Origin of the sequence: Allobosea sp. BK604, from assembly GCF_004341515.1 — a bacterium.
Lineage (GTDB): Bacteria > Pseudomonadota > Alphaproteobacteria > Rhizobiales > Beijerinckiaceae > Allobosea.
The window spans coordinates 497,489-520,655 of the sequence record NZ_SLZF01000004.1 but is presented as its reverse complement, the minus strand read 5'-3'; the positions used below and the strand labels follow the sequence as shown (position 1 = coordinate 520,655).

21 protein-coding genes are annotated in these 23,167 nt (G+C 66.0%); 5 read left to right on the top strand and 16 right to left on the bottom strand.

From position 1 onward, the window contains the following. The first annotated feature begins 10 nt into the window (after window positions 1-10). Complete coding sequence (locus EV560_RS15455; RefSeq protein WP_131856654.1) at window positions 11-1,114, top strand: LacI family DNA-binding transcriptional regulator; 1,104 nt, start codon at window positions 11-13, stop codon at window positions 1,112-1,114. After that, window positions 1,115-2,116, top strand: coding sequence for a substrate-binding domain-containing protein (locus EV560_RS15450; protein WP_131856653.1), 1,002 nt, complete (start codon window positions 1,115-1,117; stop codon window positions 2,114-2,116). Window positions 2,117-2,217: 101 nt separating this feature from the next. Here the strand turns inward: EV560_RS15450 and EV560_RS15445 are convergent, their stop codons facing one another. From EV560_RS15445 to EV560_RS15375, 15 genes are all read right to left on the bottom strand, one after another. Continuing rightward, entirely contained in the window at window positions 2,218-4,446 is a 2,229-nt protein-coding gene (locus EV560_RS15445; RefSeq protein WP_131856652.1) for a xanthine dehydrogenase family protein molybdopterin-binding subunit, read from the bottom strand. After that, the gene (locus EV560_RS15440) at window positions 4,446-4,943 is read right to left on the bottom strand and encodes a (2Fe-2S)-binding protein (RefSeq protein ID WP_131856651.1); all 498 of its coding nucleotides are present in this window, start codon (window positions 4,941-4,943) and stop codon (window positions 4,446-4,448) included. Before EV560_RS15440 ends, EV560_RS15445 begins: the two co-directional genes overlap by 1 nt. After that, complete coding sequence (locus tag EV560_RS15435; protein WP_131856650.1) at window positions 4,940-6,325, bottom strand: c-type cytochrome; 1,386 nt, start codon at window positions 6,323-6,325, stop codon at window positions 4,940-4,942. Before EV560_RS15435 ends, EV560_RS15440 begins: the two co-directional genes overlap by 4 nt. A gap of 277 nt (window positions 6,326-6,602) precedes the next feature. Beyond that, complete coding sequence (locus tag EV560_RS15430) at window positions 6,603-8,117, bottom strand: DUF6212 domain-containing protein (protein WP_131856649.1); 1,515 nt, start codon at window positions 8,115-8,117, stop codon at window positions 6,603-6,605. Window positions 8,118-8,151: 34 nt separating this feature from the next. Next, the gene (locus EV560_RS15425; RefSeq protein ID WP_207908035.1) at window positions 8,152-10,200 is read right to left on the bottom strand and encodes a glycosyltransferase family A protein; all 2,049 of its coding nucleotides are present in this window, start codon (window positions 10,198-10,200) and stop codon (window positions 8,152-8,154) included. A gap of 37 nt (window positions 10,201-10,237) precedes the next feature. Further along, window positions 10,238-11,200 (bottom strand): NAD-dependent epimerase/dehydratase family protein, encoded by a 963-nt coding sequence (locus EV560_RS15420; RefSeq protein WP_165923480.1) that lies wholly within the window; start codon window positions 11,198-11,200, stop codon window positions 10,238-10,240. A 456-nt stretch (window positions 11,201-11,656) separates the two neighbouring features. Further along, complete coding sequence (locus tag EV560_RS15415) at window positions 11,657-12,382, bottom strand: substrate-binding domain-containing protein (RefSeq protein ID WP_165923479.1); 726 nt, start codon at window positions 12,380-12,382, stop codon at window positions 11,657-11,659. 47 nt (window positions 12,383-12,429) lie between these two features. Continuing rightward, a complete protein-coding gene (locus tag EV560_RS15410; RefSeq protein WP_131856645.1) occupies window positions 12,430-13,233 on the bottom strand; it encodes an ABC transporter ATP-binding protein in 804 nt (267 codons plus the stop codon). Beyond that, window positions 13,226-14,263 carry a FecCD family ABC transporter permease gene (locus EV560_RS15405; RefSeq protein WP_131856644.1) on the bottom strand — a complete coding sequence of 346 codons (1,038 nt, stop codon included), beginning with the start codon at window positions 14,261-14,263 and terminating at the stop codon, window positions 13,226-13,228. Before EV560_RS15405 ends, EV560_RS15410 begins: the two co-directional genes overlap by 8 nt. 13 nt (window positions 14,264-14,276) lie before the next feature. Continuing rightward, entirely contained in the window at window positions 14,277-15,329 is a 1,053-nt protein-coding gene (locus tag EV560_RS15400; RefSeq protein WP_131856643.1) for an ABC transporter substrate-binding protein, read from the bottom strand. A gap of 34 nt (window positions 15,330-15,363) precedes the next feature. Further along, window positions 15,364-15,888 (bottom strand): tRNA (N6-threonylcarbamoyladenosine(37)-N6)-methyltransferase TrmO, encoded by a 525-nt coding sequence (gene tsaA, locus EV560_RS15395; RefSeq protein WP_131856642.1) that lies wholly within the window; start codon window positions 15,886-15,888, stop codon window positions 15,364-15,366. Between the two features lie 96 nt (window positions 15,889-15,984). After that, a complete protein-coding gene (locus tag EV560_RS15390; protein ID WP_131856641.1) occupies window positions 15,985-16,830 on the bottom strand; it encodes an oxidoreductase in 846 nt (281 codons plus the stop codon). A gap of 123 nt (window positions 16,831-16,953) precedes the next feature. Beyond that, the gene (locus tag EV560_RS15385; RefSeq protein ID WP_131856640.1) at window positions 16,954-17,454 is read right to left on the bottom strand and encodes a nuclear transport factor 2 family protein; all 501 of its coding nucleotides are present in this window, start codon (window positions 17,452-17,454) and stop codon (window positions 16,954-16,956) included. Between the two features lie 98 nt (window positions 17,455-17,552). Further along, a complete protein-coding gene (locus tag EV560_RS15380; protein WP_131856639.1) occupies window positions 17,553-18,356 on the bottom strand; it encodes an SDR family oxidoreductase in 804 nt (267 codons plus the stop codon). 48 nt (window positions 18,357-18,404) lie between these two features. Beyond that, window positions 18,405-18,818: a GlcG/HbpS family heme-binding protein gene (locus EV560_RS15375; protein ID WP_131856638.1), complete on the bottom strand. Its 414-nt coding sequence runs from the start codon at window positions 18,816-18,818 to the stop codon at window positions 18,405-18,407. A gap of 319 nt (window positions 18,819-19,137) precedes the next feature. Here EV560_RS15375 and EV560_RS15370 point away from each other — a divergent pair, with 319 nt between their 5' ends. The 3 genes from EV560_RS15370 to EV560_RS15360 all read left to right on the top strand — a co-directional run bounded on the left by EV560_RS15370 (window position 19,138) and on the right by EV560_RS15360 (window position 22,121). After that, on the top strand, window positions 19,138-20,223 hold the full coding sequence (locus EV560_RS15370) for a LysR family transcriptional regulator (protein ID WP_131856637.1): 1,086 nt from the start codon (window positions 19,138-19,140) through the stop codon (window positions 20,221-20,223). A gap of 85 nt (window positions 20,224-20,308) precedes the next feature. Next, complete coding sequence (locus tag EV560_RS15365; protein WP_131856636.1) at window positions 20,309-21,514, top strand: NAD-dependent formate dehydrogenase; 1,206 nt, start codon at window positions 20,309-20,311, stop codon at window positions 21,512-21,514. Window positions 21,515-21,590: 76 nt separating this feature from the next. Continuing rightward, window positions 21,591-22,121 carry an HPP family protein gene (locus EV560_RS15360; protein WP_131856635.1) on the top strand — a complete coding sequence of 177 codons (531 nt, stop codon included), beginning with the start codon at window positions 21,591-21,593 and terminating at the stop codon, window positions 22,119-22,121. Here the strand turns inward: EV560_RS15360 and EV560_RS15355 are convergent, their stop codons facing one another. Continuing rightward, complete coding sequence (locus EV560_RS15355) at window positions 22,122-22,997, bottom strand: aldo/keto reductase (protein WP_131856634.1); 876 nt, start codon at window positions 22,995-22,997, stop codon at window positions 22,122-22,124. Window positions 22,998-23,167: the final 170 nt, after the last annotated feature.

Genomic DNA, 23,167 nt, shown 5'->3' with positions numbered 1-23,167 from the left:
ACCGAAGCGAATGCCATCGAAGCCGGCCAAGCCCAAGATCAGCATCGCGACCAGGGATCCAAAAGCGCCTCAGGCATCGGCCGCCTCCATCGAGGAGGTCGCGCGTCTTGCCGGTGTGTCCACGGCGACCGTCTCACGGGTGATCAACAACGTCCCCAACAAGGCTTCGCCAGCGACGCGCGAGCGCGTGCTCAAGGCCGTCGAGACCCTGTCCTATCTGCCGTCTCGTGCCGGCAGGGCCTTGCGCCAGCAGCGCAGCCATATTGTCGGCGTCCTGGCGCCCGATCTCGGCAACGCCTACCACGCGCTGATTTCCGGATCGATCGAGCGGGCGTTGCGCGACCAGGGGCTCGTCATGGTCCTCGCCAATACCGGCGAAGACCCGGATCAGCAGGATGCCATGCTCCGGGAGATGAGGGCCCTGCAGGTCTTCGGCGTCGTCATGCTCGGCGCCGTCCAGAGCCCGGAGCTCGAGCAGAGCCTGAAGTCGAACGAGCCGCTCGTCTTCGTCAACCGGCGCTGCCCCTATGATGTCCCGGCGCGGCATGTCGGTATCGACAACGTGCGCGCCGCCAGCGAGGTCGCGGAATACCTGTTCTCGCAGCATCACCAAGGCGCCTGGATCTTCCACGCCCCCCTCAAATCATCGGCAAGCCGCGACCGCGTCACCTCCTTCCAGCGCAGGTTCCAGGAGCTGGCGGGGGCAGATTGTCCCCTCCCCGAGATCGACGTCTCCACGCGCCGGCGGGATTCGGCCTATCAGCTCGCGAAGACGCACATCTCGGCGGACGCGCCGCCGCGGGCGATCTTCTGCACGACCGACGAGATCGCCTATGGCGTGGCCCGACATTGCTTCGAGATCGGCCTGAGCCTGCCGCGCGACTCGACGATCTTCGGCTTCGACGGCAATCCGATGAACGAGTTCCTTGCCCCCTGGCTCAGCACGGTCCGCTCGCCCTACGAGCTGTTCGGACCCGCGGTCGTGGACGCGCTCAACGCCTTCTACGACGAGAGCAAGGCATCCGGTCCCTTCGACAGCATCCTTCCTTTCGAGATCATCCTCTCGAACGGCTTGCAGACCGCCCATGCCCCAGCAGAACCGGAGCCTGTTTGAATGACCGAGATTTCTGTTCGCCTCGCCTGCGCCGATTACGCGCGCGTCATGCCGCTCGCGAGCGGGGCGGTGAAGCCCGCCGGCATCGACCTTTCCCTGACGATCGGGCGTGGCGGCTCCTGGCCGCTCCGCGCCGATCTGCTGCGCCGCGCCACGATCGCGACTGAGTTCGACGGTGGCGAAAGCTCGATGGGTGCTCATCTGCGCCGGGTCGAGACGGGCGACCGTAGCTTCGTCGCCCTGCCCGTTTTCATCCTGCGCGGCTTCACCATGCGGGACATCTATGTCCGCAAGGATGGGCCGGTCCGATCGCCGAAGGACCTGATCGGGAAGCGGCTTGGCCTGTACAATTGGTTCGCCAGCGGCGGCATCTGGTACCGGCACGCGCAGGTCGCCATGGGCGTCCCGCTCGAATCCGTCGAATGGCATGTCGGCGATATCGAGATCCCGGGCGAGACGCAGCAGGCGGCGCAAGTGGCGGAGCTTCCGAACCATGTTCGCCCTGCCCCCGCCGGCCGCTTCCTCGCGGAAATGCTCGTCGCCGGCGAAATCGATGCGATGTGGAGCCCGCCGCGCCCAAAACTGCTTGATGCGGACAAAGGGCCGATCGTGCGGCTGTTCCCCGATTTCCGCGCGGCCGAGACCGATTATTATCGCAGCACCGGCATTTTCCCGATGATGCATATCGTCGTCCTCAGACGCTCGCTCTGGGAGCGCGCGCCCTGGATCGCACGCAGCCTGACCGACGCTTTCGCCGCCGCCAATGGCAGTTTCGACGCTTCCCAGCGCGGCTTCCCCGACGCATTCCCCTGGATGGAGGCCGAGCTGGACAAGACGGCGGATCTTCTCGGCTCCAACCCCTATGGACACGGGCTCACGGAGGCCAACAGGAAGGCCGTCCAGGCCTTCATCAACCAGGCGCTCGACGCCGGGATCATTGGCCGGTCGATCAGCGTGGACGAGTATTTCGCGGACTTCCTTCAGTCGCAGGAGAAGCGCTGAACGCCCACGTCCGGCCCGCCGGCGCAGATGATCGCACCGGCATCCGAGTTACGGATGCCGGTGCCGTTGCGTTGCACGCAACCGGTCGCTCCGACGCTGGCTCAGATGCCGATCGCCTGCTTCACCCGTTGGCGGCTCAGCGGCAAGTCGTAGATCCGCCTGCCGGTCGCATGCCTGACGGCGTTGGCGAGCGCGGCTCCGGTCGGCCCCTGCGCCGCCTCTGCCGTGCCGAGGAATGGCAGGCCGGGCCGGTTGATCACATGCACCTCGACCTTGTCCGGCACGCTCGAGAACCGCAGGATCGGGTAGCTCGACCAGTCCGTGCTCGTCACTTCGTTCTCGTCGAAGGTCACGGCCTCGTAGAGCGTCCAGCTCGTCGCCTGCAGGATGCCGCCCTCGGTCTGGTTGATGATGCCGTCCGGGTTGATCGCCTCGCCGGTATCGATCGCGGACACCGCACGCACGAGGCGCACGCGCCCTGTCTCGCGTTCGATCTCGACCTCGGCCGCGATGGCGAGATAGGCGGCGAGGTTCTTGTATTTGGCGAAGGCGAAGCCGCGGCCGCGATGCGGCGGAAGCTTCTCATTCGACCAACCGAAGCGCTTGGCGGCAAGCTCCACGACATCGCGCGCCCGCGGATCGCTGAGATGCCGCAGCCGGAACTCGACGGGATCGGCATTGGCCATGAGCGCGAGCTCGTCGATCGAGCTCTCGATCGCGACGACATTCGCATAGGCGCCGAGCCCTCTGAGCGCCGAGATGCGCAGCGGCATGTCCTCGACATAGTGCCAGAGCACGCGTTTGTTCGGCAGGTCGTAGAGCGGGTTGGCGTTGCGGTCGCCATTGCCGTTGGGTGTGATCGCCAGCTTCGGCACCGGCGGCGGGAACGGGTTCTCCTTCGCCTGCGCCGCCAGCAGTGAGCGCGCCCCGCCCGGCCGCGTGTTGTGGTCGTTGCTCCAGAGATCGTAATTCCAGCCGGCGATGCGCCCGTCATCGCCGAGCGTGGCGCGGATCTTCATCAGCATCGGCGCTCCGAACGGCTCGCCTGCATGCTCCTGGTCGCGCATCCACAGGAGCCGGATCGGGCGCCCAGGCAGTTTCGACGCGATCAGCGCGGCATCGGCGGCAGCATCGTCGGCGCCGTTATGGCCATAGCAGCCGGCGCCTTCACGATGGATGACGCGGACCTTGTTCGGCGGCATGCCGAGCATCTCGGCGATGGCGGCGCGATCCGGATAGACGCCCTGCGTATGCGACCAGACCGTCAGCTGCCCGTCCTTCAGCACTGCGACGCCGCAGGACGGCCCGATCGAGCCATGCAACTGATAGGGGCGCGTATAGGTCGCCTCGAAGACCTTGCCCGCCGCCTTGTCCGGATCGCCGCTCGCGGAGACGGTTCCGACAGTGCTTTCATTCTTCTGCAGATAGGCGGGAAGCGCCGCCTGATCCGGCAACGCATAGCGCCGCTCCCAGCGCGCCAGGCCGGCGAGCGCATGCATTGCGGTCACGGCCTGGAACTCACCCTGCGCGACGACGGCGAGGAAATCACCGTCGCGGATAACGGCGACGACGCCGGGCATGGCTTCCACCGACGATGAGTCCACACTGAGCAGGCGAGCGCGGGGGATCGCGGGGCGCACGACGCGTGCATGCAGCATGCCTTCAAGGCGCATGTCATGCACATAGACCTCGCCGCCCGTGACCTTTCCCGGAATATCCACCCGCGGGAGGGAGTGCCCGATATAGCGGTAGCTGTCCGGCTTCTTCAGGATGGAGACGGGCTTCGCCTCGACGCGCAGGAACTGGTCCGAGACCAGCTCGCCATAGCCGAGCGAGCGGCCATCGGGCGCCCGTACGGCCTTGCCTTCCGTCTTCAGGACGCCCGGGTCGAGTTCGAGACGCCGGGCCGCCTCTCCGATCAGAAGCTGCCGGACCTGCGCGGCCGCATGGCGCAAGGCCGTGCCGCTATACTGGGCCGACTGGCTGCCCGCCGTATAGCCTTCATTGGGCGTGCGAGCGGTATCGGCGGTGATGATCTCGAGCTCGCCGGGCGGAACGTCGAGCTCCTCCGCCGCCACCTGCAGGAGCGCCGTGCGCACCCCCTGACCGAGCTCGGCCTTGCCGGTGAAGATGGTGATGTGGCCGTTGGGGTCGATCCTTATCCAGGCATCGAGCGAGCGGCTCGTCTCCAGGCTGCCCGGCAGGTGGGGTTGCGCCGGCGCGGCCGATTGCGCGAAGGCGTGAGGCAGCAGCGAGAAGGAGACCAGCAAGCCGCCGGCTCCGGCCAGCAGGCCGCGGCGCGTGAGAGCGCCGGTCAAGGGAGCGTTCATCAGCCTGCCCTCTTGTTCGCGACCGGGCCGAGCGAAGCCTGCATCAGCTCGCTCGCCCGGCGGATCGCCGCCAGGATGCGCATATGCGTGCCGCAGCGGCAGAGATTGGTCTGCAGCGCATTGCGGATCTCGGTCTCGGTCGGCGCGGGATTGCTTTGCAGCAGTCCCTGCGCGCTCATCATCATGCCGGGGATGCAGTAGCCGCATTGGGCCGCTTGCAATTCGATGAAGGCGGCCTGGACCGGCCCGGGCGCCTCCGCCGTGCCAAGCCCCTCGACTGTCGTGACCTGCCGCCCTTCCGCAAGCGAAATGGGTGTGATGCAGGACAGCGTCGCCTTGCCGTCGACAAGCACGGTGCAGGCGCCGCACTGGCCGAGGCCGCAGCCGAACTTGGCGCCGTTCAGGGCGAGGTCGTTGCGCAGCACATAGAGCAAGGGCGTCGCGGCATCCGCTTCGACCTTGTGACTCTTGCCGTTGATGGTGAGCTCGATCGTCATCGCCTCTCCTCCGCACCGACATTCGCCGGAGCTCGCTCGATTCCATCGGCCGGGCGGACGGCCACCTTGTGCTCGCCCGTCCGCGTCCGGCGCACCAGGTCCTCAAGACCGGTCCAGGCCGGCTTGTCCGTGAACTGCGCCCGCAAATGGTTGAGCAGCGCAACCATGTCCCGGTCGCTCAGCACCCCGGCGAAGCTGGGCATCACCGGCGCCGCCTCGCCATCGGCCGGGGGCAGCCCGAACAGCGTGACATTGACGATATTCTGGGGATTGGGCGCATTCACAGCGCTGCTGAGCCGGAACGACAATCCGCCGAACGGCTGTGGCCGTCCGCTATCATGGCAGGTGGCGCAGGCGGAGGCATAGATCGCTGCCCCCGATCGCGCCGTGCCGGCCCCCGCCGCGCCCTGCGTCAGCGCTGCCGAAGCGACATGAGGCTGCCGGCGGGACGCGTCCTCGATCCGCTTCTGCGCCTCCTGCTGTCGCTGCGGCGACGGCGTGCCCATGATGTCGGCGACATAGGTCGCGATCGCATCGATATCGGCATCGGGCAGCAGCCCGAGATTGCCGGTCACCTCCGCCATCGGGCCGCGGGCGACGCCATGGTTCGGATGCCAGCCATGGCGCAGATACTGGGCCAGGCTGTCCTTGCTCCATGGCACTGGAGCAGGCGATTCCGCGTTGATCGCATAGGCCTGCCAGCCCTCTGCTTCACCGCCGGCGAAGGGCCGCTTCGCATCCATGGCGCCGAGGCTGTTGCGCGGCGTGTGGCAGGCGCCGCAATGGCCGAGACCTTCGGTGAGATAGGCGCCGCGGTTCCAGGCCTCGCTCTTGGACGCGTCGCGTGGCAATTCGCCCTCGCGCAGGAACAGGAGCTTCCAGCCGGCCAGGATCAGCCTGACATTGAACGGAAACGGCAGCTCGTTGGCCGGCGCCGTCGCCTTGACCGGATCGCGGCTCATGATGAAGGCGTAGAGCGCGCGGCTGTCTTCCGTCGTGACCCGCGTGTAGTGGTCATAGGGGAAGGCCGGATAGAGATGCCGCCCCTCGCGATCGACGCCCTGGCGCATCGCGCGCTGGAAGGCGGCTTCGCTCCACAGGCCCAGGCCCGTTTCCGCATCGGGTGTGATGTTGGTCGAGTAGATCGTACCGAAGGGCGTCGGCAAGGCGAGCCCGCCGGCGAAGGCCGCCTTGCCCGGCACCGTATGACAGGCGATGCAATTGCCGACCGCGGCCAGTTGCGCGCCCTTGGCGACGAGAGCGGGGTCAAAGGCGGGGCGTGCATTCGGCTGCTCGGGCGGGATTTCGGAGCGCCAGGCGAAAGCCAGGAAGCCGGCGAAGCCAATGACGGCAACAATGCAAATGGCCCGCAATGCCATCATCGCCTCAGGATCCTCCGATCCAGCGTTAGTCGTAGCCCGGCGCGCTCCCCATATGGGAGTCGCGCCGCTTTTAACGAGTGTAATGCAAAGATGGCCAAGTCAAGCTTGGCCAGGCTCATCACGTTTATGCCAGCACGCCCTGCCGCGAGCACGTCGCGGCAGGACCGAACTTACAGCATCTTCGAGTGACGTGGATACCGGTTCGCGCAAAGAAAATGCGTTGAAACAAAGGGATAGAGTGTTCTCGCGCTTGGGAGAACCGCGAAAACACTCTACGTCAATCCGGCTTCGCCACGGGCATGATCGGGGGGCGCCTCGAGGCTGCCCGTTCGTCGAGCTCGGCTGCGAAGCGGCTGAAGATGACCCGGCCGTGGTCCAGCTTTCCGCCCTCCGGCAAGCGCGAGAAGACATGCAGGTCGACAGGTCCCGATTCCGACTCTGGCAGGCGGGCCGTCAGGCCAAAGGGCTTGAGCGGCTCAGCGAGCTCGATCCATTCGCTCGCGGCGAGAACACCGATGCCGTGCTCCGCATCCTCCACAGCATGGCCCGGGCGGGTTGCGACGAGGCGGACCAGCAGCCGCGTCTTGCAGAGCCCATCGTCGATCATGGCTTCGCAGGACAGTGCTGCGAGGCCCGGCTTGGCCGGCAGGCTGACGCAGGCTGCCGATGCCGGCGACGCCTTCAACGGGCGCAGCAGCACCCTGCCCCGGTCGAGATAGCCGAAATATGGGTAGGCCCAGGTCAGATCCCGGGTCGACCGCATGGTTGCGATCACCTGGTCGGGGATCGCGATCGCCGGATTGGCCGGCAGAGCAGCGCCCCCTGTTTGCGTCTTCAGATCGGGGATGCCGCCCCAGAGCCTGAATTCCAGCATCGCCTCGCGCGGAACCTCCCCCGCCGACGCCACGCAGGCATAGTCTCGGAGCAGACCGACCGGGGCACAGGAGAGGCGCGGCGCTGTCGTCCCGCCGGCGGCCTGGATGCGCAGCTCGAGCCCACGCCAGGTCAGGGCCGATGCGGATGGCAATCGCAGGGGCACCCAGCCAGCCTCCAGTTCGCGATAAGGCATGCGCCACCGTGCCAATTCCGCTTCCGTCTCCAGAACGACCAGCGTCGCTTCGAGGAAGCCATCGCCAAGGCCCGGCGCGGCGAGGTGCAGATCGATGCCGAGAAAGCCGCGCGCACCCATGGGCAGGCGCTGACGAAGATACGCTGACGGACCGCCATCCTCGACCCTCGGAACAGCCGCTCCGCCATTGGCTGCCGGCGTCTCGAAGACGAGGCGTGGCGGGGCAGCGCGAAGGTTGGCCAGCAGCTCCTCGAGTTCGGGCGGGATGCGGATGGCGTGCGCCCAGCTTTCACGCAGGGCTGCGAGATCCTCGATCAGCGACTGGTTCAGCCGTGTCAGGCGAGCGACTTCGGCCAGCGAGCGCTCGATCAGCGCGCTGCGCAGCATTGCGGCGTCGCCGTTGACGAAGATCGGTTCGGCGCCCTTTCCTCCGGAGCGCGACCACCAATCCGCCAGGCCGGCCACGGGAATTGTCGGCTCCGGGCTCCAGACGGCCCAGACATTGGTGGGAGGCAGGTCGATCCTGCGGCGATCGAGCCCGACGCTGCCGCCGTCCGCGGGCGACAGCACGAACTCGGTGCCATCCAGGGTCTCCGCGACGAGCCAACGCATGGCATCGGCCGGCGGGACGAAGCCCCTCGGTCGATCTCGAGGCGTCGCGACCAGGACTTTCGGGCTGCCATCATAGAGCGAGGGCAGCAGATCGGGGGAAGCGTGCAGCATCAGATGGAGACCTTCTCCCGTTGGATTCTTGCTCTCATTGGATTCTTGGTGCCGCCTCGTCCCGGCTGGGTGACGCAGCGACGAGTGCCCGAGCGGCATCGGGCCACAGGCGCAGCTTCCTTGCCGGAATGCCGAGCGCCCGGCAGAGATGCAGCAACTCCTCCGTATCCGGAACGATCGCGTCATAGGCCTGTTCGAAGGCGGAGCATGCAGTGACCGAATCCACGGCGGATTGCTCGTCTGGCCGAACGAGAACGGCCCAGGTCTCGACCTTCAACTGCCGGAGAGCGCCGGCGATCAGGTGCAGCACGTGACTCCCAACCGAGACGACGCGGGAATAGGCGGCAAGCGTCGCCAGCGCCGCTTGCCTGTCGCGCCAGTCCAGAAGCGGCAGGCTCGTCCCGAGATAGCTCTGGCGCTTCGAGGCCTCGGTTCCGCACAGTGAATCGAGCGGCAGCGCCACGATCTCGTCGAAGTCTGCTGGAGGCGCCGCTCCGTATGGGAGCAGCGCGCCGAAACTGACGAGGTGCGGACCATACCCCTCCTCTCGCAGTGCCTCGGCGAGCTGCGCCGCGAGAGCGATGGCGGCGGGCGTGGCGTCGTCGACGACCAGCGCTACGCTCCGCTGCGATGCGGCAGGCGGAAAGACGGATGGCGTGTTGAACAGCTCGGGATAGAGGTCGCGCGGAACGGCGGCACGCGCCCGATAGCGGTCATGCTCGGCGGCACGCCACAGCGCGCGACCGTGAGATACCGCCACCGCTTCCAGCCTGCGTTGAAGCGATGCGAAACCCTCTCCGACTGCAGGCGGCGTTTCACCTGGATGCGCGCGGCCGATCTCCAGATCGAAGAATCGACCGCCGAACGGCTTGACCGCATGCCAATGATTGCCGGTGGCGAAGGCGCCGTCCGGAAATTGCTGTGCCAGCAAAGCCCCTGCCTCGATTGCCACGACCTGCGCGGTCTCCGGCGGCGATGGGATCTGCTGTGCCGTGAGCCGGCTGGACGAGACGGCGCGCCATCTCACCGTACGGTCAGGCGAAGGGTGAAGCGTGATCGAGCATGCGGCGATCGCAGCCTGCATCACTGCGCATTCGAGCTTCCAGAGCACGCCGGAGAGCAGGCGCCAGCCCGCCAGAGTGTCGAAGAGCGCTTGATCCATCACGATCAGATGGCCGGGGCAGTGCCCATAGTCCGGTCGCTCGGCGGCTCGCATCAGCCGGACGAGATAATCGTCGAGCGTGATGAGCTCGCTCATCCCGGTAGCGGTCATGCAGCGGACGAAGCCGGTATCGGGATGATGGATGGCGTAGCGCGCCCGCGCCTCGATCTCCAGGCGCAGCACCGATTTCACATTGTAGAGCTGCGCGTGCTTGCCACGGATATAGGCGAGGATCGGAGCGATATCGCGTTCGGCCTCGACCAGCATGCTCTCGCCGCGTCGCCGGTAGCGAAACCCGGCATCCGCGACGTGCACGCCGCGAAAGCCCTTGCCGAGCCCTTGCAGCCAGAAATCCCAATCCTCGACGCCCTTGCGCATCGCCGTGTCGAACCGGGCGCCGGCATCGAGCATGCGCCGCGAGACCATGCTGCCGGCCTCGCAGAAGCTGCGGAACAGGTGTTCCAGGGGGGAATAGCGCCCGGACGTGTCGCCGAAGCTCGCGAAGCCGAACTTGTCGACATCTGCATAGGCCCATCCGACGGTCTCGTCGGAGGCGCGCAATGCATCGACCATGCGCTGCAGCAGCAACGGCCCGATATGGTTGTCGCAATCGAGGAAATAGACCGCTTCCAGCGCCGGAAACGCCGAAAGAGCGAACTCCAGGCCGGAATTCCGGGCGGCGCTGAGGCCGCCATTCGCCTTTTTCAGATAGAAGACCTTGCCCGGATACGTCGCTGCGAAGTTGAGGCAGATCTCGTGCGTTTCGGGCGAAGGGCAGCCGTCATTGACGACGACGACCGCGAAGGCGAAATCCGCCTGCTGGGCGATGGCCGTATGAAGCGCCTCCGCGGTCAGCCCCGGCTGGCCATAGGCGGGGATGAGGATGGCGGCCCGCACATCCCCTTCTGTCTTGCTGTTCACGTCCTGCTCCCCGCGACCTTCGAGATTCCGTGCCGCGTCAAACGAGCCGGCCCTGGCGCTGGGCCGCCATCCAGCGGGCGGTGCTGCGCAGGCCATCGAGCCAGGGACGCCTCGGCCGCCATGGCGTCTCCCGGGTGATCAGCGAGATATCGAGGATATTGACCGGCACATCCGCGGCACGTCCGGCGCGATAGATCCGCGACAGGCTGGTCGTGCCGGCGACGGCCTCGATATCGCTCGCGACCTGATTGATGCTGAGCCCGGTCCCCGATCCGACATTCATGACGCGGTGCGGGCCGTCATAGGTCGCCGCCAGCAGGAGGGCCGAGACGACATCGTCGACATGCACGAAATCGCGCACCACTTCGCCCGTGCCCCAGATCTCCAGCGGCTTGCCGGCGAGCGCATGGTCGAGCATCGCCGCGACGACGCCCTGGCGCTTCAATGTCGATTGCAGCGGCCCATAGACGTTGGCGATGCGCAGGGCGAGATATTCGAGCCCGTAGAGATGCTGATAGAGGGCAAGGTACTTTTCGATCGCGAGCTTGCCGACGCCATAGGCCGAGATCGGATCGGTAGCCGCAGCTTCAGGGGTCGGAAACCGCTCAGCCGGGCCATAGACGGTGCCGCCCGACGAGGCGAAGACGACGCGCCTGACGGCGGCCGCGTTGCAGATGTCAAGCAAGCGCAAGGTGCCGACAACGTTCGTCTCGAGATCGGAAGCCGGTTTCTGGCCGGGTTGTCCCGGCACGGAGCCGCTCAGAAGGTGGAACACGATCTCCTGGCCGCGCGCCGCTTCGGCGACCGCCTCGACATCCTCGAAATGTCCGCAGCTCCAGCGGACCCGCCTATCGAGCTCGGTGGGATCGGTCAGGCTGCGCCCGAAGGCGCGCACCACGGCGCCCTGACGAATCAAGGCATTGGCCAGGTGGACACCGAGAAAGCCGCCGCCTCCCATGATGAGGCATCGGGTACCGTCGAGCCTCGGAGCGTCGGTCATGGCGATTGGCATGTCTACTCGCAGGTTCGTTAAGACGGGCAGGATGAAATCGGCGATGATTCAAGAGTTTGGCGAGTCGTCTGCGAATTTGTTTCGAAATTCGTTCTAATTAATCTCCAATACTTTGATAGATGATCCTAGTTACGTGAATTGATCGGATGGTTATTCTCAAAAGTCTAGTAGATATATTTTGGTGATGGGTGAATGCGTCATCAATACGGCAGGGCGTGTCGACTGAGCTGATGCTGTCGCCGTCAATAGGCGCGCGCCTTTGCGCCAGCGCCGAACGCGGGCTGCCCTGCGTGCTGACTTGCTCAACAGGGTCGGGGCGGACGTGCCGCGGGCCCATTCAGGAATGCCGGCCTCACCGGTCTTGGTGGTATGGCCGCTATCGGTGCGCTCAAGACAAGCGCAAGCGACCGACGCTTCCATGCGCCGCTGCCGCGACGCGGCTCGCTAAGGGGTTCGGGCCGCGTCGAAGCCCCGGTCTTGAAGAATGCGCTGTCCTTCATCGGACATGATATGGCGCGCCAATACAGAGGTCGCCGGAACCGCCTGCGCCGCCATCGATAGCCCATACTCCGCCACGATGCTCAGCTCGGCCGGAAGCTTGATGATCTCGACTGCGGCATTGCCGGCCGATTGTTGCGCACTCGTCCAATAACTCAGGAAGATGTCGGCCTGACCGGTCGCGATGAGCCATTCTCCGGCCGCACGGCCTTCCGGAAGAGCGAGTGGCTGGCGGCCGCCGACGAGGTGGCGTGCCTTCGCCGTCAGGATCGCCTCGGCGCCGGGCCGAACGGCTTCGGCACGCGCAAACACCGCCAGCGCATAATCGCCGGAGGGGTCGGCCTCTGGCGTCGAGGTGCCCAGCTTGATCTGTGGATCGAGCAATATCTCGAGGAGATTCGCGGAGGTCAGGCCGAGCTCGCGCCGCGCCAGCACGCAGATGCGATTGCGGGCGAAACAGGCCGGTTGCTCGAACAGCCCCTGTGCGAAGAGGCGCTCGGGATGCGCCATATTGGCGGAGGCGAAGATATCGGCGCGCTCGCCGCGCTCGATCCGCTCCCGCAGCAAGCCGGCCGGCCCGAACGTGGTCCGAATCTCGTGGCCGGTCTTTTGCGTAAAGGCAGGAAGCAGTTGCTCGAAGGCCGGGCGCAGGCTTCCTGCGGCATAGAGCACGACGGGAACGGCTCCTGCTGCGGCAGCGCCATCAACGGCAGAAATCGTCATGGCTCTTGCCCATCATGGCGCTCCGCGCGCGCCCGCTCGAATTGCGAGCGGAATGTCGGCGCGAAGGTGATCAATTCCACATCATCCTCGGCATAGGAGATCATCCTGACCGGCAGATGATAGAGCGCCGCCAGGTTGGCCTCGGTCATTACCTCCGCGAGCGTGCCGATCCGGTAGCTGTCGCCCTCGCCCATCAGCAGTGCGCGGTCGGCCACAGCGAGCGCATGGTTGGGCTGATGCGTGGTGAAAACCACCGTCAACCCCCCAATGCCCGCGATTTGCCGGATGAAGCCAAGGACCAGGTCCTGATTCTTCAGGTCAAGCGCGGAGGCGGGCTCGTCCAGCAGCAGGATCGGACATTCGCTCGCGAGCGCCCGGGCGATCAGGGCAAGCTGCCGCTCGCCGCCCGACAGCGTGTCGAAGCCACGCTCGGCGAAATCCTCGATCCCCAACGTCGCCAAGGCCTTGCGCGCGATCGCGATATCGCGCTTTCCCGGTACGCCGAGCGCATGGATATGGCGCGCCCGGCCCATCAGCACGATATCGAGCACGCTGTAGGAGAAGGGCGCGCTGAAATCCTGCGGCACGAAACCGACGGGGCCGCTCGTTGCGATCGACCCCGCACTCGGCCGGTTCAGGCCGACGATCGAGCGCAGCAAGGTCGACTTGCCGCGGCCATTGGGGCCGAGCACCGCGACGACCTCGCCGCGCGTCACCGTGAGGTCGAGCGCGCGATATTGCCAGCGCCTGCCGTCATAGCTGTGGCCGGCCCGGTTGATCGTGATCATCGCCTCAGCCATCGCGTCCTCCCCGCTGGCTGCGGAAGAAGATCAGCACGAAGATCGGCGCGCCGAGCAAGGCGGTGAGGATGCCGAGCGGGATCTCGCTGTCGGTCATCGTCCGGGCGAGATCGTCGATCAGAACCATGTAGAGCGCGCCGGCTATGAGCGAAGCCGGCAGCAGCGGACGATGATCGGGGCCCACCAGCATGCGGGCGATATGCGGCACCACGAGCCCGACCCAGCCGATGACGCCGCTGACCGCGACCTGGGCCGAGACGACGAGCCCGATCAGCACCAGGATCAGCCAGCGCGTGCCGGCAACCGAGATGCCGAGCGCCTGCGCGTCATCATCGCCGAGCGAGAGGATGTTGATGCGCCAGCGCAGCAGGATCAGCAGCACGCCTCCGATCAGCAGCGGCCCGAGCATCAGCCGGAGCTTCTCGTAATCGGCGGTGGCGAAGCTGCCGAGCAGCCAGAAGACGATGCGCGGCAGCTTCTCCTCGGTATCGGCGAGATACTGCGCCAGGCTGACCAGCGCACCAAAGAAGCCGCCTATGATGACGCCGGCGAGCACGAGCGCCAGCATGTTGCGCCGCCCGACCAGCGCGTGCAGCGCGTAGACCATCAGCAGCGAAAGCACGCCGAAGGCGAAGGCCAGTAAGAGCAACAGGCTCTGCGAGGCGCTGAGCAGGATCGCCAGCGTGCCGCCGAAGGCTGCGCCCGAGGAGACGCCGATAATGTGCGGGCCGACCAGCGGATTGCGGAAGACGCCCTGAAGCGCCGCACCGCAAAGCGCCAGGCCCGCACCCGCGAAGATCGCCGTCAGGATACGCGGCAAGCGGACATTGAGAACGACATTACGCTCGATCTCCGACAGGCCGGCGTCGGCGGGGAGGATGCCGGAGAACAGGATCTGCACGACGCGCAACGGCGGGATCTCGTAGCGCCCGAGGCCGAGCGAGACGAGCGCTGCCAAAAGCAGCAGCAGCGCGAGAATGGCGATGACGAGGCCGGGCCTGAGGCTCCCGGCCGCAGCGGAGCGTGACACGCGCGAGGCCGGCTCAGTGGAAGGAATCGTAGCCCGTGCGGTAGAAGCGCCGGTAGTAAGCGTCGACCTCCTTCTGCAGGTCGATATCGGCGAAGCGCGCGGGATAGAGAGTCTTGGCCATCCAAAGCTCGCCGAGGGCGAGAGCCTCCGGCATCGGATGCCCCCAGGCCTTGGCATATTCAGGCATCAGGTAGACCCGGCCGTTCTTGACCGCGTCGATCGGCTGCCAGGCGGGAGCGCGCTTGATCTCGTCGACGACGGATGGATAGCGCTCCTGCACGAAGATCACCGCCGGATTCCACTTCAGCACGTCCTCCATCGAGACCTGCTTGTAGCCGACGATGGTGCTTGCGACATTGGCCGCGCCGGCGCGGCGCATCAGCAACCCGGTATACTTGCCGGTGCCATAGGTCGTGAGATCGGGATTGGCCATGTAGACCGGCACGCGCTGCGCTTCCGTCAGGTCGGCGAGCCGGTCCTGAACCACCTTCCGCTTCTCCAGCGAATAGGTGATCAGCTCCTCGGCCTGCTGCTTGCGGTTGAGGATGTCGCCGATCAGCCGGATCGCCTCGGGATAGCCGGTCGCATAGGCGGCCTCCTCGTCGGCAACGACGGGGTTGAGCTTGGCGGCCTCGGTCGGCGGCGCCGTCATCATCGCGATGCCGATCACCGCAAGGCCGGCGTTCTCCATCTGCTTGATCATGTCGGGCGGCGCGTAGTGGGTGACGAAGACGACATCCGGCTTCAGCTTCAGCAGTGCCTCGATATTCACCTTGGTCAGCCCGCCCGGCGTCGGGAGCTTCTCGAGCTGGGGTGCGAGCCGGACATAATTGGCGCCGAGCTGGCGCTTCCAGTCGTCGAGGATGCCGACGACCTCGTCGACCGCATCGAGCTGGACGATCAGGTTGAGCGCCTGGTGCTGCAGCACGACGGCGCGGGCGACCTTGTCGGGAATCTTGACCTGGCGACCGAGCTGGTCGGTCACCAGTCGGTCGGCCCAGGCCGGCACGGCCAGCAGCGACAGCGCGGCCAGGGTCAGGGAAGCGATCAGCGTGCGAAATCTCATCTTTTCTGCTCCTGCTCGGCCAAAGGGCCCGCGATCATGTCCGCTCCGCCATTGCGGCGCTTTGACTATCGCCGATCTCGAAGTCGCCCGGTTGCGGCGGCGCGATCGGCGTGAACAGGCTGCGGTCGGGTTTCAGGTCGAGCAGCGGCGTGTCGTCGAGGCAATCGAGGCCGCGCACCAGCAGCACCGGGCCTTCACGCCCGACGAGATGGGCGATCGACGTGCCGATCGGATTGGGCCTGACCGGCGAGCGCAGCGAGAAGGTGCCATAGGTCTGGCCATCATCGGCCGGGCTCTGGCGCACGAGATCGCGCCGCGACAGATGCAGCCAGTACAGCACCTCAAGCCGCTCGAAGCGCTCGATGCCGTCGAGCGCGGCCACCCAGGGCTCGAACAGCTCGATCCGGCAGATCGGCCCGTCCGCCCTGCCCTGGCGCGGACAGGTCAGCCGCGAGGTCCAGGGCGTGCGGATCCGGCCGATGAAGACCAGGCCGGCATCGCTGGCCGGCGGCGGCTCGACAGCCATCTCGGCCTTGCGGATCTCGTTCTCTCGGACCATGGACTCGACCGATCCTGCGCTCTCGCTTCCGTTATATTCGAGCGAGCATAGCGCTGACAATCGAGCAGACGACGTTTGGAGAGCGGCGCGGTCCGATCAGACGGCGGCGGTCGGCGGGACGAAATCCGTCGAGACCGAGATGGCCCGCCATTCGGCCAGGATCTTGTCGTCGGAGGCGTGCTTGGCGGCGATCGCCGCGACCGTATCGCTCCCGAGCGGCAGGCGGACCGGCGGATTGGGCGCATCGGCGAAATCGACCAGGACCTTTGCCAGCTTGTCCGGATCGCCGGGCTGCTCGTGATTGAGTCCGGAGGCGACATTGCGCACCTTGCCCGCTGTTTCGTGATAGTCGGCGATCGAGGCCTTGCTCACCGCGAGCGAGGAGGAATCGAGGAAATCCGTGCGGAAATAGCCGGGCTCGACCACGGTGACATGGATGCCGAGCGGTGCGAGTTCGGCATGCAGCGATTCCGACAGCCCCTCGACGGCGAATTTGGTCGAGCTGTAGACGCCGAAGCCTGCGCCCGCACGATAACCGCCGATCGATGAGATGTTCAGGATGCGGCCGGAGCGCTGCGCCCGCATCTGGGGCAAGATGGCGCGGGTCACGGCCAGCAGTCCGAAGACATTCGTCCGGTAGAGCGCCTCGACCTCGGCAGCGCTGGCTTCCTCGACCGCGCCGAGCAGGCCGTAGCCGGCATTGTTCAGCAGCACGTCGATCCGGCCGAAACGCTCGACCGCGGCCGCGGCCGCGGCCCGGCACTGCGCCTCGTCGGTGACGTCGAGCGCCAGCGGCAGCAGATTCGGATGCTCGCCGAGTTGCTCGCTCACCGCATGCGGGTTGCGCGCGGTGGCGGCGACATTGTCGCCCTTCGCCAAGGCGAGCCGGGCGATACGCGCGCCGAAGCCGCGCGAAGCCCCGGTGATGAACCATGTTGCCATGGTGGCCTCCGTCTCGAGCATTTCCGCGTTTCTTCGAATCGCGAAAATCCGCTATCTATTTGTTTTGACGCATTTTCTTCACGCGAACCGGCGTCCACTTCGCTCGAATATGCTCTAAGTGCACTACTGAGCCGGTTTCACGCGGCTCCAGAAATCATTGAACACGATGCTGTCGAAGAAGGCGTGAGCCCTCTCGATCTTGCCGCCGCGCATATCGAGGAACCAGGCATAGGTATTGGCATAGGGCTTGCCGTCGCGTGCGGTACCGCTGGCGTCGAAGAAGACGACGACGGTGTCGCCCTCGGCATAGAGATTGCGGATGGTTGGTTTCAGTCCTGTGCTCATGCGCGCGTTGAAGGGCCTGATCACCTCGCTCATGAAGGCTTCGCGGCTGCCATAAGTCTTCGAGGCCAGCGAGTTGCCGGTGATGGTCCAGCTCGCGTCATCAGTGAGGAGGTCATAGGGACCACCGGTCCCGGCCGCCCAGGCCGCGAAGGCACGCTGCACGATCGCCTTGTTGTCACCTGGCTGCGCCAGCGCGGCCGGGGCGCCAAGGAGTGCTGCCAGACCGACCGCGAGCAGGCCAGCGCCGCGGCGTCGGTTGGTCGACTGTCTGCTGTTCATCTCATGGTCCTTTTGGGAAAGCCTTTGGACGGCCGTCGCCTTGGGGCCGGCCGCCGACGGCAGATGCGAGGGGGCGGACGGGGCAGTCGGTCCGGCTCTCAGATCTGGTTCTCCCAGGCGGCGAGCTGATGCGCCTTGAGCATGTCCTCGATCGCCTTCGGGCAGACATTGCGGAACTTGCCCGTATCGGCCGGGACGATCTCGATCATCCGGTCGATCATCTCCTGAGGATCCATCTTGCCCTCTGGCGTGGCGAAGAAGTCGTCGAAGCCTTTGCGCAGCTCGGCGCGCTTGGTGAAATTCTTGCTGTCGTCGAGCCAGCGGAACGGATTATCGGCCATGGTCTCGTTATAGCCGGTGTAATAGGCGCCGGGATTGATGGTCTGGACCTTGATGCCGTAGCCGGCGAGCTCGTGTTGCATCGCCTCGGCAAAGGCCTCGAGCGCGTGCTTGGTCGAGACATAGGTACCCCAGTTCGCCGGGGTGAACAGGCCGCCCATCGACGAGGTGAACACGACCTTGCCCTGCTTGCCTTCGCGCACCCAGCGCTGCACCACGCCCTGGGTCAGCACGAGCGGCAGGAAGACATTGACCTCGTAATTCCTGCGCACGAGCTCGATCGGGATTTCCCAGACCGGCCCCGCCTCGCCCATGCCGGCATTGTTCCAGAGCACGTCGAAATCCCAGCCCTGCGCCTGCTTGATGTCATAGGGATCGGTCAGGTCGAGCCGCTCGACCTGAAAATTCTTCAGGCCCAGCGACGCAGCCTCCTCGCGCAGCGGCGTCACCTGTGAGGAGACCTGGACGGTGGCGATGATGCTGTGGCCATTCTTCGCCATGCCGATCGCAGCGGCCTTGCCGAAGCCGGAGCCCGCGCCGGTGATGAGGATGGTCTTGGACATCGGTCTTTCCTCTGTTGATTGAATCTGGATTGGCGTGGCCGCGCGAGGTCAGCCCGATAGCCGCTCGAAGGCGGCGAGCGCCGCCTGCGCGACCTCGACGTCCTGCTGCACCGAGCCGCCGGAGACGCCGAGCGCACCGATGACGGCTCCGTCCGGCCCCTTCAGCGGGATGCCGCCGCCGAACGGCGCAAGCCCTCCATTGGTGAGCTCCAGCCCCGGAGCGGGAGCACCCGGCTTGCAATAGTCCCAGACCGCCTCGCTATTGGCCTGGAACAGCACGGCCGTCGCAGCCTTGCGCTTGGCAATGTCGATCGAGGCCAGCACGGCACCGTCCATCCGGCTGAAAGCCTTGAGATGCGCGCCGGCATCGAGCACGGCGATGACGACGGGCAGGCCGATCTCGCCGGCCTTTGCTTGTGCGCCGTCGATGATGACCTGCGCCTGCTGCGAGCTGAGTTGCATGATCCGCCCCGTGTCTCCGACGTCCGGACCATCGCCGCCTCCGCGCTTCCAGACCAGTGCGGCAACCGCGAAAACTCGTTAGATTGCGTTAGATGAGATCAGGCGCGTCGTTATATTCACTCGGAACTTTGATTTCCGCCGACCGGATGCACTTCTGCGAAACGGGCAAGCGGCGCCTCGTGGCAAATTTTTCCAATTGGAATGGCGGGTTTCCGATGGGCTTCCGCGGCTGCCGGAAGCACTCAATGTGAGGCGAAGGCTTGGCTATCTTTGGCAATCGATATATCCCAATGGGAATAACGATTACCCGGGCTTTCCGATGCTCATTCGCCAGCTCTCCTATTTCGTCACGCTCGCACGGGAACGTCACTTCGCCCGCGCGGCCGACGCCTGCAACATCGCGCAGCCGACACTGTCGGCTGCCATCCGCAAGCTCGAGGAGGATCTCGAGGCGCAGCTCGTCGTCCGCAGCCACAAATTCGTCGGGCTCACTCCAGAGGGCGAGAAGCTGTTGGTCTGGGGCCGCCAGATCCTCGCCGATTACGGCAGCCTGCGCGAAGACCTCACGGGGCTGCGCAGCGGCCTGACCGGCACGTTGCGGCTCGGCGTCATCCCGGCGGCGATGCCGGCCATCGCGCTGCTCAGCGCCCGCTTCCTGGCCTGCCATCCCGACGCGAAGATCGAGATCCTGTCGCTGACCTCGCGCGCCATCGCGCAAGGACTCGACGCTTTCGAGATCGATGGCGGCCTGACCTATCTCGACAACGAGCCGATCGAGCATGTCCGGCGCCTGCCGCTCTACCGCGAACGCTTCATCTTCATTGCCGGGCGGAACCACCCGCTCGCCTCGCGCGAGCGCCTGACCTGGCGCGAGGCGGCCGGGTCGCGGCTCTGCCTGCTCAGCGAGGACATGCAGAACCGGCGCATCATCAATCGGCTCGCCGATTCCGTCGGCGTCGCGATTGCGCCGACGGTGGTCAGCAACTCGTTCCTGGCGCTGTGCTCGCATCTGCGCCAGGGCGGCTGGGCCAGCATCGTGCCGGATAGTTTCCTCTATCTGTTCGGTGCTGCCGCCGATCTGGCGGCCGTGCGATTGGTCGAGCCCGAACAGAGCCAGACGATCGGCCTCGTGCTGTCCGACCGCGAGCCGAGCTCGGCCATGGCGAACGCACTCGCGGCAAGCCTTGCCGGCATGGATTTCGCGGCCGAGCTGCGCGATGGGATAGGCGCGTCTCCATCGACGCCTTCGATCAAGCCTTCCAAAACTTTCATTGGATTTGATCACCCCGCCGCGCAATCCTCAAATCGTTCGACGCGGCACGAAGCTGAAAGCAAGCCGAGCAACAGTCGAACGAGGAAACGCGAACCAGCCAGTATCACCTCAGGGATCGGCTCAGCCAAATAGAGCAGGCCCTGATCACCCGATATTGCCGATCGTCATTGGACGGGCGGGCGCTTCCTCTTTGCCTCACAGTCAAGGGAGCCCCGAAATGGCAAAGGTTGTCTGCGTCCTCTACGATGATCCGGTCGACGGCTATCCGAAATCCTATGCGCGCGACGACCTGCCCAAGATCGAGCGCTATCCCGGCGGCCAGACGCTACCGACACCGAAGGCGATCGACTTCCAGCCGGGCACCCTGCTCGGCAGCGTCTCGGGCGAGCTCGGACTGCGCAAATACCTGGAATCGCTGGGCCATACGCTCGTCGTCACCTCCGACAAGGACGGAGCGAACTCGCAGCTCGAGCGCGAGCTGCACGATGCCGAGATCGTCATCTCACAGCCCTTCTGGCCGGCCTATCTGACGGCCGAGCGCATCGCCAAGGCGCCGAAGCTCAAGCTCGCGCTGACGGCCGGCATCGGCTCGGATCATGTCGACCTGCAGGCGGCGATCGATCGCGGCGTCACCGTCGCCGAGGTCACCTACTGCAACTCGATCAGCGTCTCCGAGCACGTGGTGATGATGATCCTCGGGCTCGTGCGCAATTATATCCCGTCCTACCAATGGGTTGTGCAGGGCGGCTGGAACATCGCCGATTGCGTCACGCGCTCCTATGATGTCGAGGGCATGCATGTCGGAACGGTCGCGGCGGGGCGGATCGGGCTGGCCGTGCTGCGTCGCCTGAAACCCTTTGACATGCACCTGCACTATACCGATCGCCATCGGCTGCCGGCCGAGGTCGAGCACGAGCTCGGCCTGACCTGGCACGCGACACGCGAGGAGATGTACGGCGTCTGCGACGTGGTCACGCTCAACTGCCCGCTCCATCCGGAGACCGAGCACATGATCAACGAGGAGACGCTCAAGCTGTTCAAGCGCGGCGCCTATCTGGTCAACACCGCGCGCGGCAAACTCTGCGACCGCGACGCCATCGGGCGCGCCCTCGAAAACGGCCAGCTCGCGGGATATGCGGGGGATGTCTGGTTCCCGCAACCGGCGCCGAAGGACCATCCCTGGCGGACGATGCCGCATCACGGCATGACACCGCATATTTCCGGCACTTCGCTCTCGGCCCAGGCGCGCTATGCGGCTGGCGTGCGCGAGATCCTGGAATGCTGGTTCGAGGGCCGGCCGATCCGCGACGAGTACCTGATCGTCCAGGGCGGCGCACTCGCCGGCACCGGCGCCCATTCCTATTCGAAGGGCAATGCCACCGGCGGCTCCGAGGAAGCGGCGAAGTTCCGGAAGGCCGGCTGAGCACGAGCTGCCCCGCGGCGGCGCCGGTCATCGGAGCCGCCGCCCCCTGCCCTACGCCTTTGCCGAGCGAGACATCATGCCACCACCTGACGCGGCCGATACCGCCATCGTCCAACCTCTGCGCTCCCGTCTGGGCCTGCCGCACGGTGCCTTGCGCCTGCGCGAAGCGCTGCTGGCTGGTCTGGGCGGATTCCTCACCATCCTCGCCCTCGCCATCGGCGGCCTGCAGAGCGGGGCGCTCCTGCTGATCGCGCCTTTCGGCGCGAGCTGCGTGCTCGTCTTCGCCCTTCCGCAAAGCCCGCTGGCGCAACCGCGCAACGTCATCGGAGGTCATTTGATCTCGACGATCGCCGGGCTTTGCGTGCTGGCGCTGGTCGGCCCGACGCCGTTCGGGTTGGCGCTCGGCGTCGGACTTGCAATCAGCTGCATGTCCCTGACCGGAACCCTACACCCGCCGGCGGGCGCCGATCCGCTCGTCGTGCTGATGGCAGGGGCGCCCTGGCCTTTCCTGATCACGCCCGTGCTTTTTGGCGCGCTCGCGATCGTGCTGATCGGGACAGGCTTCCACCGGCTGGTCTCCGGCAAAGCCTATCGCGCCAGAGGCTGATCAGCGGCCGGCTTCGGCCTTGCCGGCGCGATCGAGCCCAGCAAACTCATCGTCCGAGAGCGCGAGCGCCGCCGCGGCGACATTCTCCTCGAGATGCGCCACCTGCGAGGTGCCCGGGATCGGCAACATCACCGGGCTGCGCTTCAGCACCCAGGCCAGCGCGACCTGGCTCGGCCCGACGCCCTGGCGATGCGCGATCGTGTCGAGCAGCGAGCCGGACTTGGCGAGATTGCCGGCGGCGAGCGGATACCACGGGATGAAGCCGATGCCGTGCTGCTCGCAATAATCCAGCACGTCCTCGCTGCCGCGATCGACGAGGTTGTAGCGGTTCTGCACGGTCGCGACCCGGAAGACTTTCCGGGCGGCCTCGATATCGGCGACGGAGACCTCGCTCAGGCCCGCATGGCGGATGATGCCGTCGTCGAGCAACGATTTCACCGCAGCGAACTGCTCGTCGCGCGGTACCTTCGGATCGATGCGGTGGAGCTGCCAGAGGTCGATCCGCTCGACGCCGAGCTTCTGCAGGCTCTTCTTGGCCTGGCCGATGAGATAATCGGGATCGCCCTTCGGGGTCCATTGGTCGGGGCCGCCGCGGGTCAAGCCGCCCTTGGTGGCGATCAGCAGGCCGGAATAGGGATGGAGCGCCTCGCGGATCAGCTTCTCCGAGACATCCGGCCCATAGGAATCGGCGGTGTCGATGAAGTTCACGCCGAGTTCCGGCAGACGTTTCAGGGTGCGGATCGCCTCGGCATGATCGGCGGGCTCGCCCCAGATGCCGCGCCCGGTGATGCGCATGGCGCCGAAGCCGAGGCGGTTGACTTCAATATCATTGCCGATCCGGAAGGTTCCGGACTGGGCTGCATTTGGCTGAGACATGGAGATGTCCTCGATAAGGAACTGGAACTGCGAGCGCTCGCGGGCAGTGGAAGCTCCGCGAGCGACATGGCGCCCCTTATCTGGGATGCTGATTGCGCCGCGATAAGCACGCAACCAGGCAACGCCATATGAAGCGCAGCTAAACAATCACGCTGCGCTCCCTTCTCATG